Source organism: Pseudomonas sp. AU11447 (assembly GCF_001672555.2).
In the GTDB taxonomy this organism is placed as follows: Bacteria; Pseudomonadota; Gammaproteobacteria; order Pseudomonadales; family Pseudomonadaceae; genus Pseudomonas; species Pseudomonas nitroreducens.
On record NZ_LZDG02000089.1, the window covers coordinates 264,454 to 279,526 of the forward strand.

Here is a 15,073-nt window from a genome sequence, read left to right on the forward strand (position 1 = left end):
TCAAGGGAGAGGGCTAGGGAGAGGGCGCTGAAGGCCAGCGCGGACGCTGATCCTCACCCCTTACTTCACCAGCCGCGCATCCAGGCTGTTCTGCGCCAGGCGCTGCGCCTGTTCCTGGGTCATCCCCAGGTGCTCATGCAGGGCCTGGAAGTTCTCGGTGACGTAGCCGCCGAAGTAGGCCGGGTCGTCCGAGTTCACCGTCACCTTCACGCCGCGTTCGAGCATGTCGAGGATGTTGTGCTCGCGCATGTGGTCGAACACACAGAGCTTGGTGTTGGACAGCGGGCAGACGGTCAGCGGGATCTGCTCGTCGATGATGCGCTGCATCAGGCGTTCGTCCTCGATGGCGCGCACGCCGTGGTCGATACGCTCGATCTTGAGCAGGTCCAGGGCTTCCCAGATGTACTCCGGCGGGCCTTCTTCGCCGGCGTGGGCCACGGTCAGGAAGCCTTCGCTGCGGGCGCGGTCGAACACACGCTGGAACTTGCTCGGCGGGTGGCCGACTTCGGAGCTGTCCAGGCCGACGGCGATGAACGCATCGCGGAACGGCATGGCCTGGTCGAGGGTCTTGAACGCCTCTTCCTCGGACAGGTGACGCAGGAAGCTGAGGATCAGGCCATGGCTGATGCCCAGTTGCTTCTCGCCATCCTTGAGCGCGCCCTGGATGCCGCGCAGCACCACCTCGAAGGGTACGCCACGGTCGGTATGGGTCTGCGGATCGAAGAACGGCTCGACGTGGATGACGTTCTGCAACTGGCACTTCTGCAGGTACGCCCAGGTCAGGTCATAGAAGTCCTGCTCGGTGCGCAGCACATCGGCGCCGGCGTAGTAGAGGTCGAGGAACTCCTGCAGGTTGTTGAACGCATAGGCCTTGCGCAGGCTCTCGACGTCGCCCCAGGGCAGGGCGACCTTGTTGCGCTCGGCCAGGGCGAACAGCAGCTCGGGCTCCAGCGAACCCTCCAGGTGCAGGTGCAGTTCCGCCTTGGGCAGGGCATTGAGCCAGTCGTACATGGGTGAGGTCTCGTTATGGGTAGATCAGGCGCCAACATTGGCACACAGGCTGATCCGGCAAGCAATTGGCAGCGGGGCCAAAGGCCCCAGCCTGCGTGGACAGAGATAATTCTGACGCAAAAGACAGATATCCGCGAAATCTTCCGACCGTTCTCCTTTCTAGAATCGCAGCATTCCCCCCGCTACGGCCCGACCCATGAACAAGACCCTGCTGGTCCTGCTGCCTTTTGCCCTGGCCGCCTGCGACTCCTCCTCCGCCTCCGACTTCCGGTACAACGAGGTGGTGACCCCCGCTTTCCTGCATAACGTGCAGCGGATCGACCGGGACAGGAAACGACTGATCAAGGGCGATTTCGATTCCGGCCATGCCGTCACCGCGACGCGACCGGTGGAAAGCGCAGCCAGCCACATCGCCGAGCTCGAACACGACCTCACCCAGGTGCAGCAACTGCATCACGGGAAGGATGCCAGCCACTTCGCCAGCAGCCTGTCGCGCTACTACGAACTGCAGATCGGCTACTACCAGCACCTCGAGCGCTACGCGGAAACCGGCGACAAGGCCAGGAAGGCGGCCCTCGTGAAGGAGCTCGACGACGCGTACAAGGCATTGCACGTATTGCCCGACCAGGTCCTGGCGGCGCAGAAACAATTCGTCGAGCGCGCCGACCTGCCCCACTGAGCGAGCGAGCCGGCCACGACGATCAGCAGGTCGCTGGTGCGCCACCGACCCATTGCCTAAGATGGCGCTCTCGCTCTCTTACGGAATGGACATCCTCTCGATGCTGCGCGCGCTCAAAGAAGAAAAATTCCTCCTCCTCGCCCTGCTGGTGGCGATTGCGGTCTACCCGCTGGAGCACAGCCTGCTGGGTGGCGGCAAGATGCTCGCGGGGATCGCCGCGACTGCGCTGCTGGCGGTGATCATCGGCGTTTCGCTGCGCGTGGCGCACCACGCCGAGATCCTCGCGGAGAAGGTCGGCGAACCCTACGGCACCATGATCCTCACCCTGGCGGCGGTGCTGGTGGAGGTGGTGATCCTGGCGATCATGATGAATCACAACCACTCGCCGACCCTGGCCCGCGACACCATCTACGCCGCGGTGATGCTCGACATGAACGGCATCCTTGGCCTGGCCGCGCTGCTCGGCGGGTTGAAGCACGGCGAGCAGTCGTACAACGACGACTCGGGCAAGACCTACGTAACCATGATCCTCACCGCCGTGGGCATCTCCATGGTGGTGCCGGAGCTGATCCCGGCCGAGCAGTGGAAGCTCTACTCGTTCTTCACCATCGGCTGCATGGTCATGCTCTACGCGCTGTTCCTGCGCATGCAGACCGGCCAGCACAGCTACTTCTTCAGCTACAACTACGCTACCCATGGCGAGCACGGCGAAGGCCACGAGGCGGCCGGCAACAGCAAGCAGTCCATGGCGCTGCTGGTAGTCGGCGTGGTGCTGATCGGTGCGCTGGCGGAGGTGATGTCCAAGGCCCTGGACGTCGGCCTGGAAGGCAGCGGCGTACCGCCTATCGTGCCGGCGCTGCTGGTAGCGGCAATCTCCGCCAGCCCGGAAATCCTCACCGCCCTGCGCGCCGCCATGGCCAACCGCATGCAGCCGGTGGTCAATATCGCCCTGGGCGCGTCGCTGTCGACCGTGATCCTGACCGTACCGGTGATCGAAGCCCTGGCTCTCTTCAAGGGCCAGCCGATCCAGATGGCGATGACCCCGCTGCAGACCGGCATGATGTTCATCACCCTGATGGTCGCCGGCTACAACCTGCATGATGGCAAGACCAACGCCATCGAGGGCATGACCCACTTCGTGCTGTTCGCCACCTTCCTGATGCTGTCGTTCATGGGACTCTGAACATGCTCAAGCTGTACCTCGCCGGCCCCGACGTGTTTCTCCCCGACGCCTTCGAGCAGGGCGAGCGGCTCAAGGCGCTGTGCGCCGAGTTCGGCGTGCAGGGGCTGTATCCCCTGGACCACTCGGTGCCCGAAGGCATCGTCGAGCCGGTGGAGCAGGCGCGCTGGATCTACCAGGCCAACCTCGAGCTGATCCGCCAGGCCGACGTGGTGCTGGCCAATCTCAACCCGTTCCGCGGCGCCGAACCGGACAGCGGCACCGCCTTCGAACTGGGCTACGCCGCCGCGCTGGGCAAGCCGCTGTTCGGCTACATCGATGAAGGCGGCAGCTGCACCGAGCGCCTGCCTTGCGAATGGAAGGGCGACCAGCTGGACCGCGATCGCGACGGCAACCAGATCGAGGGCTTCGGCCTGCCGCTGAACCTGATGCTCGGCGTGCCGGCGAAGATCGCCGTGGGCGGGGCACGAGAGGCACTGGAGCTGCTGCGCAAGGAGCTGCCAGGTTATCAGTAGGAGCGAGCTTGCTCGCGAACGGATTCTCCGGCGACTCCGCTGCGTAAGCGGTTCTCGAGCAAGCTCGCTCCTACCAAGAGCCAACCGCCGGAAACGAAAAACGCGCCCTCGGGCGCGTTTTTCGTTTGGCTCGCAATGGCTGTCAGCGACGCCCTTCGAGCTTGAAGAAGAACACCTTGGTCGCCTGGCGGGCAACGATCCGGCCGCCGCTGACGCGGGGCTCGAAGCGCCACTTGTCCATGGCGTCGCGCACGGCGTTGTCGAACATGCGCGGCGGCGAGGATTCCAGCACCTGGATATCGGCGATGCGGCCATCGCTGGTGATGGTGAACAGCACCTTCACCCGACCTTCGATGCCACGGTTCAGCGCCATGCGCGGGTAGACCGGCGGGTCCATGCGCAGCGGCTTGATGTCGCTATCGTTCAGGCTACCGGTGGGCAGGCCGGCGGGGCCCTGCGAACCGGTCGGTGCGGCCTGGGCACCCTGGGTGAACTGGCCGACAGTCGGCGCGGCAGGCGGCGGCGGTGCAGCCGGGGTCGGCGGCGCGGCGGCTTCCTCGGCGGGCTCGGGGTCCGGCTCGGGCTTGGGTTTCGGCTTGGGCTTGGGCGACACCTTGGGCACGGCCTTCTCGACCGGCTTGGGCTTGGGCTTTTCCACCGGCTTGGGCGGCTCGATGGGCTTGGGCGGTTCGGGCTCCGGCGGCGGCGGAGTCGGCGCGGCAGCAGGTGGCTGCTGCACTTCCGGCTTGGGTGGCAGGGTGACGACACTCACCTGCATGGCCTTGGGCATCTCGCCGGCGCCCAGATTCAGTTCGGCCGGGGTCGGCATCACCCAGACCAGCGCGGCGACGATGGCCACATGCATGGCAATCGCCAGACCCGAGGACTTCCACCAGCCACCGGGGGGGGGCGGCTGCTCGCCGTCTTCCACGCCTTCGACCGGCGCCGCGTAGGGAATCAGGACCTCTTCGGGAACCACTTCCTCGTCGCGGCGGGGGCCGGCACAACTGACGAGTCGCAGGGTGGCCTCATTGACGCGCTGGGCGTTCACGCTGGGCAAATGGGCGCCGTCATCCGCCGTGGCGGAAGTGAACAGCTGTTCCTCAGCGTCTACGGCTGGACTGGCGTCCGCCGCCTTGCGCGGTTGGGGTAACGACATGAGAAAGCCTGCGGGAAGAGTTCACGAAGCAGTATCTGCTGATAATTATTATCATTCACTAGTTACTCGAGGGCAACCTTATCTGTCAGATCGGTGCGATGGCGCAGCGTAAAAGGCCGTCCTGCAAGGCCTGCGGATCGAGCTCGGCAGCCAGGATCAGCTCTATCCGGCTGTCCTTGCGCCAGGCACTGGGCGTCCAGGGTGCCGGACCGACGGTACGGTTGCAGGCCAGCCAGGCACCTTCGCCGTGCAACACGGCCTTGGCCCGCAGCAGGCCGGGAACCCCGGCCAGCCAAGCGTCCAGTTCAGCCGTGCGGAAGCGCCAGTCTCGATGGAAGCGCCAGCCGACCGACTGTCGACCGTCCTCGAGGCGTACCTGGCGCAACGGCGTTTCACGGAGCAACAGCATCGCCGGTTCACCGGCAGAAGCGCCCTGCGGCAAATCAGCGCCCGCCGGTTCAGTTGGCGTCGTTGGCAGCTCGCCCAGCGACAGGCGCCCCTGGATCGTCCAGCACAACGGCACGTCCGGCAGGTGCGCAGCCAGAGCCGCACGCGCCGCGCCATCCAGGGCTTCTGACTTGTTCATCACCAGTAGCGCCGCCTCGCCCAGCGCCTGCTGCTGCGCTTCGGGCAGGGGCTGGCCGACCGCCAGTGCGGCAGCATCGAGCACCATCACCATCGGCTGCACGGCCAGTACGCCCTGCCAGGGCGCCGCACGCAGCTGCGCCAGCAGTTGCGCGGGATGGCCAAGGCCGGACGGCTCGATGAACAGTCGCTGCGGCCGCGCCTTGCGCAGCAGCCGGCCAAGGCCGACCTGAAACGGCGCGCCATTCACGCAACACAGGCAGCCACCGGCGACCTCGCCCAGGGCGATGCCGTCCTCGTCGCGGGACAGCAGCGCGGCGTCGAGCCCCACCTGGCCGAATTCGTTGACCAGCACCGCCCAGCTTTCGCCTGCGGGACGTTGCGCCAGCAGGGACTGCAGCAGGCTGGTCTTGCCTGCCCCGAGGGGGCCGGCGATGAGATGAGTCGGGATCTGCTTCAACATTCGCCCATGGTGCCGCCTGACGCTCGCCGGGAAAAGCGCTAGAGTCGCGGCTTCCCCTCGCCACCCCGGATCGATCATGCGCCTGTTGCTGCCTTTTGCTCTCGCCTGCCTGCCCCTGCTCGCCTACGGCGAGGCCTGCGTGGTGCATACCCAGGGCAAGCAGGTCGACGTGAAGGTCTGCCAGCAGAACCGCACCATCCCGGAAAAACTCTTCCGCGAGGGTTTCTGCCAACCGCAGCTGAAGGACCAGAAGGTCGAGGTGACCTACGCCGAAAACTGCCCCAGCGGCGCCTTCGGCGTCTGCGAGAACGCCCAGACCCAGGGCGTGCCCTATCGCCAGGACATCCACTACTACGGCGTGGCCAGCGATGCGCGCATTCTCCAGCCGTTCTGCGAGCAGCAGAGCAACGGCCACTGGCGCAAACCCCAGTAACGGTCATCGCCCTGTCACACGCTTCGGGCCTACTGTCCCCGGGTACCTCACACCCTCCCGGCGCCCCACGCCGGACATGATCTTGGTGAATTGGGCCGCTCTCCCCGGGCGGCCTATTTTTTTGCCCGGGCGAAACCTCAACCCAGCCAGTCGAGCGTGAGCAGCAGGCGGCGCTCGCCCGGTGCCGGCAACGGCGAGCGGTGGATGATGCCGGAGCCAAGATTGCCGGCCCATTTCTCACCCTTGAACAGGCCTACGTCACCCGCCGCCATCTGGCGGATCTCCGCCCGGCTGGCCGGTTCGGCCGCCGCGTCGCCCAGCCGCGCGCGGGCCATGGCCCACTCCTCCAGCCACTGGCTGGCGGGCCCCGCATAGGTGGTGACCAACCGCAGCGGTACGTGATCGACGTGGAAGCGCGGGCACATGGCCTTGTCCAGGCTGCGCAGGCGCAGGCCGATACGCTGCGCGCCGGTCAGGCAGGCGAAGGCTTCGGCCAGCCATTGCAGGTCGCTGCGAAACAGCGTGCAGCCATCAAGCAGGGCGTACTGGCGCAGCAGGTCGCCCAGTCCGACGCGCTCCTCGACCACCTCCAGGCTCTGCGTCAGGTCCAGCGGCTGGGCGCTCAGCCAACCGGCAAAAGTGCTGATTTCCGGGTACAGCGTGCGTTGCCAGACGGCCAGATTGACGTCTTCCTTGAGCACCTCGGCGAGCACCTGCGGATCGTCGCCAAGCACCTGCCGCGGCCAGGTCGGAGTTTCGAGGGCGAGCATCAGGCGCCGGCCTCCCAGGGTTCGAAGGGATCGGGCAGGCGCTTCCAGGCGGTGGTGCCGGCAGCCATTTCCTCGTCATCCAGCAGGCAGTGATCCAGTTCGCCGAACAGCTGCTGGAAGTCCAGGTTCTGCCCGATGAATACCAGCTCCTGGCGGCAATCGCCGCTGTCCTCGCGCCAGTGGCGCAGCACGCCCTGCAGCTCGGTGGTGTCCTGCGGCCAATGTTCGCGCGGGACGAAGCGCCACCAGCGTCCGGCCAGGCCGTGGCGCATCAGGCCGCCGGCCTGGGACCAGCTGCCCGCCTCGCGGTAGCGGCTGGCGAGCCAGAAGAAGCCCTTGGAGCGCAACAACCGGCCGTTGCTCCAGGGCCGGGCGAGAAAGTCATGAAAGCGCTGCGGGTGGAAGGGCCTGCGCGCCCGATAGACGCTGGAGGAAATGCCGTAGGCTTCCGTCTCCGGCAGGTGCTCGCCGCGCAACTCCTTGAGCCAGCCCGGCGCTCGCTCGGCGCGCTGGAAGTCGAAGCGGCCGGTGTCGAGGATGCGCGCCAGCGGTACCTGGCCCATCACCATGGGCTGGATATCGGCGTCGGGATTGAGCCTGCGCAGGATCGCCAGCAGCTCGTCGCGCTCGGCGCTGCCGATCAGGTCGATCTTGCTCACCAGGATCACATCGGCGAACTCCACCTGTTCCACCAGCAGGTCGCTGAGCGAGCGCTCGTCGTCCTCGCCGAGGGTTTCGCCACGCTCGGCGAGGCTGTCGGCGCCCTGGTAGTCGGCGAGGAAGTTCAACCCGTCGACCACCGTGACCAGCGTGTCCAGCCGCGCCAGGTCCGACAGGCTGCGGCCCTGCTCGTCGCGGAAGGTGAAAGTTTCCGCCACCGGCAGTGGCTCGGAAATACCGGTGGACTCGATCAGCAGGTAGTCGAAGCGGCCTTCGCCAGCGAGGCGGCTGACCTCTTCCAGCAGGTCCTCGCGCAAGGTGCAGCAGATGCAGCCGTTGCTCATCTCCACCAGGCGTTCCTGGCCGCGGTTGAGGCTGACGTCGCGCTGCACCTCGCGGCCGTCGATGTTGATTTCGCTCATGTCGTTGACGATGACCGCGACCTTGAGATTCTCGCGGTTCTTCAGGACGTGGTTGAGCAGCGTACTCTTGCCGGCGCCAAGGAAGCCGGACAGCACGGTTACGGGAAGTGGCGCATTCATCACGGTGGGGCTCCAGGGAAATCAGGCTTCGCGGACGTGCAGTTCGCGCCGTTCCTGGCGCTCCTTGGCCTCGATGCACAACGAGGCGGTGGGGCGCAGCAACAGGCGGCGCAGGCCGATCGGTTCGCCGGTTTCCTCGCACCAGCCGTAGTCGCCCCGGGCCAGGCGCTCCAGCGCCTGGTCGATCTTGTCGAGCAGCTTCTTCTCGCGCTCCAGCAGGCGCAGTTGCCACTGGCGCGCCTCCTCGCGGCTGGCGACATCGGCTTCGTCACTGGCCCGCTCGGTGTCCTGCAGCGCCTGGAATTCCTCGTCGATGCGCCCCTGCAACTCGTCACGCTGGTCCAGCAGCAGCGCGCGGAAATAGCCCTGTTGCGCCTCGCTCATGTAGGCCTCGCCGGGCTGGGCAAGCAGTTCCTGTTCGGTCATGACCGTCTCCGGAGGGGAGTGATCTTTTATGTTATATTATAACAATGCATTGCCCGCAATCGGGAATCGACAACCGTCCGACGACGTGCGATACCGATGTTCCGCTCCACCCGCCCGCCGAGACCTTCGATGCTGCGCCGCACCCTGCTGCTCTGCCTGTTCGCCCCCTTCGCCCACGCCAGCGGTTCCGCGCCACTGCCTTTTCCCGGCGAGGAGCCGGCGCGCTGCGCCTGGTCGGCTTCGGTGCTGGCCTGCATGGACGGTTCGGGGAATCTCTACAGCGTCGCCACCCAGGGCCACGACACCTACCTGCGCGGCTTCGAGGCCAGCAGCGGCCGGCGCTGGGCGCAGACCGGCACGCGCTACGGCAGCCTGACCTTCTTCAGCGGCGTGGCCAGCGACGGCCAGGTGTGGGTGGGCACCAGTCGCGGCATCGGCTGGACCAACGTCAGCCGCTTCAGCAGCTCATCAGGCGACAGCGCCCGGCTGACCTGCGGGCGCGTGAGCGGCTGCAAGCAGCAGGAGCGCTGAAGAACCCATTGCGGGATCGCCGGGAAGCAAATACGTTATATTATAACAATTGCCAGCCGTGACCCGCCCATGACCATCCCGCTTCCCGACATCGCCTGCCAATCCACCCGCCTGCCCATCCCGCTCGACTGGGTCGGCATGCAGGGCATCGCCGTGCCACTGCGTATCGCCGGCGAGCGCGTCGCCGCATACGCCGACGCTGGTGTCAGCCTCGACGAAGCCGACGCGCGCGGCATCCATATGTCGCGTCTGTACCTGGCGCTGGAAGCGCTGGCGGAAACAGAGCTTTCGCCGATGCTGCTACGTGACCTGCTCAGGCAGTTCCTGCGCAGCCACGCGCAGCTTTCCCGACGCGCAAACCTGCTATTGCGTTTCGACCTGATGCTGCAGCGCTCGGCGCTGGTCAGCCCGCTGAGCGGCTGGAAACGCTATCCCTGCGAGATCCACGCGCAACTGGAAGACGATGCGCTGCAACTGGAATTGCGCCTGGCCCTGCCCTACTCCTCGACGTGCCCCTGCTCGGCGGCGCTGGCGCGCCAACTGATCCAGGAACGTTTCGACAGCGACTTCGCCGGCCGCCTGCTGAAAGCCAGCGAGGTGCGTGCCTGGCTCGGCAGCCCGCAGGGCATAGTCGCCACGCCGCACAGCCAGCGCAGCGAGGCGCGGCTGCACCTGCGACTCGCCCCAGCCGCGACGGCATTCGCTTTCAGCGAGCTGATCGACCACGCCGAAGACGCCCTCGGCACCGCCGTGCAGACGGCGGTGAAACGCGCCGACGAGCAGGCCTTCGCCCTGGCCAACGGGCAGAACCTGATGTTCTGCGAGGACGCCGCACGCCGGCTGCACCGGGCACTGGTGCAGCGCGAAGAGGTGTCGGGCTTCGAGGTGCGCGTGGTGCATGCGGAAAGCCTGCACGCCCACGATGCGGTGGCAGTGAGTCGCTGGGAACGCGACTAGGCGGCGAGGTCCAGCGCCAGGCGAATCTGGTCGCGGCACTGGATGCCGCTTTCGAAGATCGGCTCGGGGTAATGCCGCACGAAGTAATCCGGATCGATACCGACGATGCGGAAGCCGACCCGCTGGTACAGGCCGAGCTGCGCCAGGCTGGAGTTGCCGGTGGCAATGGTCAGGCGCTGCAGCCCGGCATCGCGCGCCTGCTCGATGGCGGCCAGCAGCAGGCGACGGCCCAGGCCACGCTCCTGCCATTCATCTTCCACCGCGAGGCTGGTGATCTCGGCGACGCCGGGTTCGCGCGGCGTCAGCGTGAGGACGCCGCGCACAGAGTCTGCCTCGTTCAGCGCCAGCAGGCGGGAGTCGTGCAGGTAGCTCTCGATCTGTTCGCGACTGGGGTCAGCCTTGAGCAGCAACGACCAGGGCGCCTGTGCGGGCGACAATTCAACGAGGGACAGGTCCGGGAAGAAGTTCACCATGATTCATCTACCAAAGAGTCAGTGGGGACAGGGGGTTTAGCGCCCCGTGCTCCTCGATGCAAGCTTTTTGCCCCGCGCCAGAAACGCATCGAGCCCGCCGAAGCGGGCCCGATGCAGGGGCAGAAAAGACTCAGGAGTAGATGTCGCGCCGGCTCCAGGGCACCTCCTGGCCGCCGTCCGCGTAGGGCTTGCTGGCGAGAATCTGGTGCAGGTTGATCCAGCCCTTCTTGAAGCCATAGGCGCAACCGGCCAGGTACAGGCGCCAGATGCGCAGGGCCTGGTCGGGCACCAGTTTCGCCGCCTCGGCCAGCTTCGCTTCGAGGTTGGCGCTCCAGAAGTCCAGGGTGCGCGCGTAGTGCAGGCGCAGGCCTTCGACGTCGACCACTTCCAGTCCCGCCTCGCTCATGCGCGCGACGGCCAGTGACAGGTGCGGCAGCTCACCATGGGGGAACACGTAGCGGTCGATGAAATCCCCGGCGCCGCGCCCCACCGGACGGCCATCGGTATTGCTGGACGTGATGCCGTGGTTCATCACCAGCCCGCCTGGCCGCACCGCGTCATACAGCTGCTGGAAGTAGAGCCCGAGGTTGGCGTGGCCGACGTGTTCGAACATGCCGACGCTCACCACCTTGTCGTAACGGCCATCGCGCGGCAGGTCGCGGTAATCCAGCAGTTCCAGCGTCACCTTGTCTTCCAGGCCCTCGGCCTTGACCCGCTCGCGGCCGAGCTTGAGCTGCTCCTCGCTGAGGGTGATGCCATGCACCTGTGCGCCAAATTCTCGCGCCGCCAGGCGCGCCAGCCCGCCCCAGCCGCAGCCGACATCGAGCAGCTTCTCGCCAGGCTTCAGCCGCAGCTTGCGGCACAGGTGGCGCAGCTTGGCCAACTGGGCCGTGGCCAGGTCCTCGGTACCGGTCTCGTAGTAGGCGCAGGAGTAGACCATCTCCGGGTCGAGCCAGAGCTGGTAGAACGCATTGGACAGGTCGTAGTGGTAATGGATGGCCTCGGCGTCGGTGGCCTTGTCGTGGCTTTCGCGCACGTAGTCGGCATCCCCGTCGTCGTCACCCAGCGCGCTGCTCAGGGCATCGGCAGTGGCGATCACTTCACCGATCGGCCCCTCGATGTCCATGCGCTTCTCGACGTAGGCACGACCGAGGAGATCGAGGCTGGGATGGGTGATCTCGGTCAGCAGGGTCGGATCGCGAACGACGAGCGTCACCTGCGGATCAGGCCCAAGGTCGAATGCCTGGGCCTCGCCGATGCGGATGCGCAGCGGCAACTGCAGGGACAGCAACTCAGAGGGCAGGTTGGCGTTCATGCATACCTCCTGGTCACAGGGCTGGAAAACTATAGACCAGCACACCCATAGTCTTCCCCTATGGCCTGGCCCGCATAAAAACTATCGTGGCGCCGACCACCGCGGGACGTGCCGTTTCCTTTGTATTGGAGCCCGTTCCGAAGGTTTGCGTTCCCGGAAAATCCGCAGGCTGCAATGGAAGAATAGTTCGCTACGCAAGCGTAGCAGCCGATCCGGGAAGCATCGTTGCCAGCGCCGAGATAGAGCCTTTACTGCACCGCAACGATGACGGCGCCGTGACAGATTGCCGCTGCATTGCACTACACTGTGGTCCCTCCGCCCGCCTCCCGGCCGGAGATCCTCTGAAGTGAAGGGGGCTGTCTTGACTACCTTTTCCGAGCCGCGTCCGACGGTCCGCACCGTGCTGGTGGGGCTGATGCTGGCGATCTTCCTCGGTGCGCTCGACCAGACCATCGTCGCCGTGTCCCTGCCGGCGATCTCCGCCGGCTTCGGCGACTTCGACCTGCTGGCCTGGGTCATCTCCGGCTACATGGTGGCGATGACCATCTCCATGCCGATCTACGGCAAGCTCGGCGACCTCTACGGCCGCCGCGTGCTGATGCTCTTCGCCATCGCCCTGTTCACCTTCGCCTCGCTGCTCTGCGGCGCCGCCCAGAGCATGGAGCAGTTGGTGATCGCCCGGGTCCTGCAAGGCATCGGCGCCGGCGGCATGATGTCGGTGAGCCAGGCGATCATCGGCGACATCGTCCCGCCCCGCGAACGCGGCCGCTACCAGGGCTACTTCAGCAGCATGTACGCGGTGGCGAGCATCGCCGGCCCGGTGCTGGGTGGGCTGCTCACCGAATACCTGTCATGGCGCTGGGTGTTCCTGATCAACCTGCCGGTGGGCCTGGTCGCCCTCGCGGTATCCCGCCAGACCCTGCGCGGCCTGCCGGTGCCGGGGCGCAAGCCGGTCATCGACTACCTCGGCACGATGCTGATGATCGCCGGCCTGGGCAGCCTGCTGCTGGCGATCACCGAGGTCGGCCAGGGTGCACGCTGGAACGACCCGCAGATGCTCGCGCTGTTCGCCGCCGCAGTGGTGCTGATCGCGCTGTTCGTCGTGCAGGAACGCCGCGCACCGGAGCCACTGGTACCGATGCACCTGTTCGGTATTCGCGCCGCCACGCTGAGTTGGCTGATCAGCTTCTTTGCCAGCTTCCAGGTCATCTCGCTGTCAGTGCTGGTGCCGCTGCGCTTTCAGTCGGTGACCGGCGCGGGCGCCGACAGCGCCGCGCTGCACCTGCTGCCGCTGGCCATGGGTGTGCCGATCGGCGCGTACTGCTGCGGCCGTCTCACGGCGATCATCGGCCGCTACAAACCGCAGATCGTCGGCGGCGCGCTGCTGATGCCACTGGCGATTGCCGGCCTGGCGCTGACGCCGCCGAGCGCATACTTCCTTTCAGGGGTCTGCATGCTGCTCACCGGCATTGCCGCCGGCACGCAATTCCCCACCAGCCTGGTGGCGGCGCAGAGCGCAGTGGAAATGAAGCACCTAGGTGTGGCGACCAGCAACATCACGCTGTTCCGCTCGCTGGGCGGGGCGGTGGGGATCGCACTGATGTCGGCCCTGCTGCTGGCGATGCTGCAACCGCTGGCAGGCGACGCCGGCCATGGCCTGTCGGCCAGCGCCCTGCTGGCCAGCCTGAGCGGCGAAGGCCATGAAGCGCAGCGCCTGGCGCTGGATGGGGTGTTCGGGCACCTGTTCCTGATCAACGCCGGGTTCGGCGCCCTGGCCCTGTTGATCGCCCTGTCGCTGCCCGACCACGCACTGCGCGGCCGGAGCAACGATTAGCGAATGGCGCGGGGTCAGTCCTCGTCGTTGAGGTAGCTGACCTTGCGCAGGTCCGGCAGCAGCAGGCAGACCAGCAGCGCCACGCCGCACATGACCGAGACATAGATGTAGAACACGTCCTCCATGCCGATGCTCTTCAGTCCCAGCGCAGCGTACTCGGCGGAGCCACCGAAGATCGCGTTGCCCACCGCGTAGGACAGGCCCACGCCCAGGGCGCGGATCTGCGGCGGGAACATCTCCGCCTTGATCAGGCCGCTGATCGAGGTGTACAGGCTGACGATGGCCATCGCCAGGATGATCAGGCCGAACGCCGCGTAGGGACTGTTGACGGTCTTCAGCGCGGCAAGGATCGGCCAGGTGCAGAGCATGCCCAGGGCGCCGAACCAGAGCATCGAGGTCTTGCGGCCGATACGGTCGGACAGCGCACCGAACAGCGGCTGCATGCACATGTAGCAGAACAGCGCGAAGGTCATCACGCCGCTGGCCACCTTGGCGTCCATCCCGGCGGTGTTCACCAGGTATTTCTGCATGTAGGTGGTGAAGGTGTAGAAGATCAGCGAGCCGCCGGCCGTGAAGCCGAGCACAGTGAAGAAGGCGCGCTTGTGGTGAGTGAACAGCTCGGTGAGCGTGCCCGACTCCTTGCGATTGAGGTTGGACTCCTTGGCCGTTTCACTCAGCGAGCGGCGCAGATAGAAGGCGATCACCGCGGTGATCGCGCCGACCACGAAGGGAATTCGCCAGCCCCACTCCTTCAGCTCATCGGTGGTCAGCAACTGCTGCAGGATCACCACCACCAGCACGGCCAGCAACTGGCCGCCGATCAGGGTGACGTACTGGAAGGAGGCGAAGAAGCCGCGCTGCCCCTTGAGTGCCACTTCGCTCATGTAGGTCGCGCTGGTGCCGTACTCGCCGCCCACCGACAGCCCCTGGAACAGCCGCGCGAGCAACAGCAGCGCCGGCGCCGCGACGCCAATGGTGGCGTAGGTCGGCATCACCGCGATGGCCAGCGAGCCGCCGCACATCATCAGCACCGAGATCATCATCGCGGTCTTGCGGCCCTTCTTGTCGGCGATGCGGCCGAACAGCCAGCCGCCGATGGGGCGCATCAGGAAGCCCGCGGCGAACACCCCCGCGGTGTTGAGCAACTGCACCGTCGGATCGTCCGAGGGGAAGAAGGCGTGGGCGAAGTACAGGGCGGTGAAGGCGTAGACGTAGAAGTCGAACCACTCCACCAGGTTGCCCGACGAGGCGCCGACGATGGCGAGGATGCGCGAGCGGCGCTCATGGGCGGAATACTGCGGTGCGGCAGGTGCGTTCATGGGGATTCTCTTGTCGGTTTAACTGCATCCCGGACGTGAGGACGGAACTCCCTCGCCGCCCTTGCCAGCGAATTGCCGCCAGGCATTTTTCACTGACACAATCAGAAACAGTATAGACGCTTCCGATAGCCGGCTAACGAAATCCGCGGCCTGGACCGGGCCTTTTGGTTCGAATATCGGACACTCACGAACGCGCGTTTGTCGTTTCCGATTGACCGGCC

The 15,073-nt window shown here is 66.2% G+C and carries 15 protein-coding genes and 2 pseudogenes; 8 read left to right on the forward strand and 9 right to left on the reverse strand.

Annotated elements, in window-relative coordinates; genetic code table 11:
• Window positions 1-60: 60 nt before the first annotated feature.
• Window positions 61-1,011, reverse strand: coding sequence for an adenosine deaminase (locus A6723_RS29065; RefSeq protein WP_054909487.1), 951 nt, complete (start codon window positions 1,009-1,011; stop codon window positions 61-63).
• A 196-nt stretch (window positions 1,012-1,207) separates the two neighbouring features.
• Between A6723_RS29065 and A6723_RS29070 the strand changes: the two genes are divergently transcribed.
• The 4 genes and pseudogenes from A6723_RS29070 to A6723_RS29080 all read left to right on the forward strand — a co-directional run bounded on the left by A6723_RS29070 (window position 1,208) and on the right by A6723_RS29080 (window position 3,385).
• Window positions 1,208-1,690 carry a hypothetical protein gene (locus A6723_RS29070; RefSeq protein WP_054909486.1) on the forward strand — a complete coding sequence of 161 codons (483 nt, stop codon included), beginning with the start codon at window positions 1,208-1,210 and terminating at the stop codon, window positions 1,688-1,690.
• 100 nt (window positions 1,691-1,790) lie between these two features.
• A pseudogene (locus A6723_RS32765) lies at window positions 1,791-2,379 on the forward strand (calcium:proton antiporter); the annotation flags it as partial.
• 65 nt (window positions 2,380-2,444) lie between these two features.
• Window positions 2,445-2,873, forward strand: a pseudogene (locus A6723_RS32770) (calcium:proton antiporter); the annotation flags it as partial.
• 2 nt (window positions 2,874-2,875) lie between these two features.
• Window positions 2,876-3,385 carry a nucleoside 2-deoxyribosyltransferase gene (locus A6723_RS29080; RefSeq protein WP_054909485.1) on the forward strand — a complete coding sequence of 170 codons (510 nt, stop codon included), beginning with the start codon at window positions 2,876-2,878 and terminating at the stop codon, window positions 3,383-3,385.
• 142 nt (window positions 3,386-3,527) lie between these two features.
• Here A6723_RS29080 and A6723_RS29085 read toward each other — a convergent pair whose 3' ends face one another.
• Entirely contained in the window at window positions 3,528-4,544 is a 1,017-nt protein-coding gene (locus tag A6723_RS29085) for an energy transducer TonB (protein WP_054909484.1), read from the reverse strand.
• Window positions 4,545-4,629: 85 nt separating this feature from the next.
• A complete protein-coding gene (locus A6723_RS29090; protein WP_054909483.1) occupies window positions 4,630-5,592 on the reverse strand; it encodes a GTP-binding protein in 963 nt (320 codons plus the stop codon).
• Between the two features lie 76 nt (window positions 5,593-5,668).
• Between A6723_RS29090 and A6723_RS29095 the strand changes: the two genes are divergently transcribed.
• Complete coding sequence (locus A6723_RS29095; protein ID WP_054909482.1) at window positions 5,669-6,025, forward strand: hypothetical protein; 357 nt, start codon at window positions 5,669-5,671, stop codon at window positions 6,023-6,025.
• Window positions 6,026-6,162: 137 nt separating this feature from the next.
• On the opposite strand, the gene A6723_RS29100 is transcribed toward A6723_RS29095, so the two are convergent.
• Genes A6723_RS29100 through dksA form a run of 3 tightly spaced genes read right to left on the reverse strand, consistent with a single transcriptional unit; the run spans window position 6,163 to window position 8,423 of the window.
• A complete protein-coding gene (locus tag A6723_RS29100; RefSeq protein WP_065348216.1) occupies window positions 6,163-6,795 on the reverse strand; it encodes a DUF1826 domain-containing protein in 633 nt (210 codons plus the stop codon).
• Window positions 6,795-7,997, reverse strand: coding sequence for a zinc metallochaperone GTPase ZigA (zigA, locus tag A6723_RS29105; RefSeq protein WP_054909480.1), 1,203 nt, complete (start codon window positions 7,995-7,997; stop codon window positions 6,795-6,797). Before zigA ends, A6723_RS29100 begins: the two co-directional genes overlap by 1 nt.
• Before the next feature lie 21 nt (window positions 7,998-8,018).
• The gene (dksA, locus tag A6723_RS29110; RefSeq protein WP_024766818.1) at window positions 8,019-8,423 is read right to left on the reverse strand and encodes an RNA polymerase-binding protein DksA; all 405 of its coding nucleotides are present in this window, start codon (window positions 8,421-8,423) and stop codon (window positions 8,019-8,021) included.
• Window positions 8,424-8,552: 129 nt separating this feature from the next.
• On the opposite strand from dksA, the gene A6723_RS29115 reads away from it, so the two are divergent.
• Together A6723_RS29115 and folE2 are read left to right on the forward strand one after the other, a co-directional pair.
• The gene (locus tag A6723_RS29115; protein WP_054909479.1) at window positions 8,553-8,954 is read left to right on the forward strand and encodes a hypothetical protein; all 402 of its coding nucleotides are present in this window, start codon (window positions 8,553-8,555) and stop codon (window positions 8,952-8,954) included.
• Window positions 8,955-9,023: 69 nt separating this feature from the next.
• Window positions 9,024-9,911, forward strand: coding sequence for a GTP cyclohydrolase FolE2 (folE2, locus tag A6723_RS29120; RefSeq protein WP_054909478.1), 888 nt, complete (start codon window positions 9,024-9,026; stop codon window positions 9,909-9,911).
• Here folE2 and A6723_RS29125 read toward each other — a convergent pair.
• Window positions 9,908-10,384: an N-acetyltransferase gene (locus tag A6723_RS29125; protein ID WP_054909477.1), complete on the reverse strand. Its 477-nt coding sequence runs from the start codon at window positions 10,382-10,384 to the stop codon at window positions 9,908-9,910. The genes folE2 and A6723_RS29125 overlap by 4 nt on opposite strands.
• 130 nt (window positions 10,385-10,514) lie before the next feature.
• The gene (gene cfaB / locus A6723_RS29130; RefSeq protein ID WP_054909476.1) at window positions 10,515-11,699 is read right to left on the reverse strand and encodes a C17 cyclopropane fatty acid synthase CfaB; all 1,185 of its coding nucleotides are present in this window, start codon (window positions 11,697-11,699) and stop codon (window positions 10,515-10,517) included.
• A 361-nt stretch (window positions 11,700-12,060) separates the two neighbouring features.
• Here cfaB and A6723_RS29135 point away from each other — a divergent pair, with 361 nt between their 5' ends.
• Window positions 12,061-13,533 carry an MDR family MFS transporter gene (locus tag A6723_RS29135; RefSeq protein WP_054909475.1) on the forward strand — a complete coding sequence of 491 codons (1,473 nt, stop codon included), beginning with the start codon at window positions 12,061-12,063 and terminating at the stop codon, window positions 13,531-13,533.
• Between the two features lie 14 nt (window positions 13,534-13,547).
• Here A6723_RS29135 and A6723_RS29140 read toward each other — a convergent pair whose 3' ends face one another.
• The gene (locus tag A6723_RS29140) at window positions 13,548-14,852 is read right to left on the reverse strand and encodes an MFS family transporter (RefSeq protein WP_054909474.1); all 1,305 of its coding nucleotides are present in this window, start codon (window positions 14,850-14,852) and stop codon (window positions 13,548-13,550) included.
• Window positions 14,853-15,073 lie beyond the last annotated feature (221 nt).

Coding starts and splice junctions, on each gene's coding strand:
- A6723_RS29140 (WP_054909474.1), bottom strand. CDS start 14,852: ATGAACGCACCTGCCGCACCGCAGTATTCCGCCCATGAGCGCCGCTCG.
- A6723_RS29070 (WP_054909486.1), top strand. CDS start 1,208: ATGAACAAGACCCTGCTGGTCCTGCTGCCTTTTGCCCTGGCCGCCTGC.
- dksA (WP_024766818.1), bottom strand. CDS start 8,423: ATGACCGAACAGGAACTGCTTGCCCAGCCCGGCGAGGCCTACATGAGC.
- A6723_RS29085 (WP_054909484.1), bottom strand. CDS start 4,544: ATGTCGTTACCCCAACCGCGCAAGGCGGCGGACGCCAGTCCAGCCGTA.
- folE2 (WP_054909478.1), top strand. CDS start 9,024: ATGACCATCCCGCTTCCCGACATCGCCTGCCAATCCACCCGCCTGCCC.
- A6723_RS29090 (WP_054909483.1), bottom strand. CDS start 5,592: ATGTTGAAGCAGATCCCGACTCATCTCATCGCCGGCCCCCTCGGGGCA.
- A6723_RS29065 (WP_054909487.1), bottom strand. CDS start 1,011: ATGTACGACTGGCTCAATGCCCTGCCCAAGGCGGAACTGCACCTGCAC.
- A6723_RS29115 (WP_054909479.1), top strand. CDS start 8,553: ATGCTGCGCCGCACCCTGCTGCTCTGCCTGTTCGCCCCCTTCGCCCAC.
- zigA (WP_054909480.1), bottom strand. CDS start 7,997: ATGAATGCGCCACTTCCCGTAACCGTGCTGTCCGGCTTCCTTGGCGCC.
- cfaB (WP_054909476.1), bottom strand. CDS start 11,699: ATGAACGCCAACCTGCCCTCTGAGTTGCTGTCCCTGCAGTTGCCGCTG.
- A6723_RS29080 (WP_054909485.1), top strand. CDS start 2,876: ATGCTCAAGCTGTACCTCGCCGGCCCCGACGTGTTTCTCCCCGACGCC.
- A6723_RS29125 (WP_054909477.1), bottom strand. CDS start 10,384: ATGGTGAACTTCTTCCCGGACCTGTCCCTCGTTGAATTGTCGCCCGCA.
- A6723_RS29100 (WP_065348216.1), bottom strand. CDS start 6,795: ATGCTCGCCCTCGAAACTCCGACCTGGCCGCGGCAGGTGCTTGGCGAC.
- A6723_RS29095 (WP_054909482.1), top strand. CDS start 5,669: ATGCGCCTGTTGCTGCCTTTTGCTCTCGCCTGCCTGCCCCTGCTCGCC.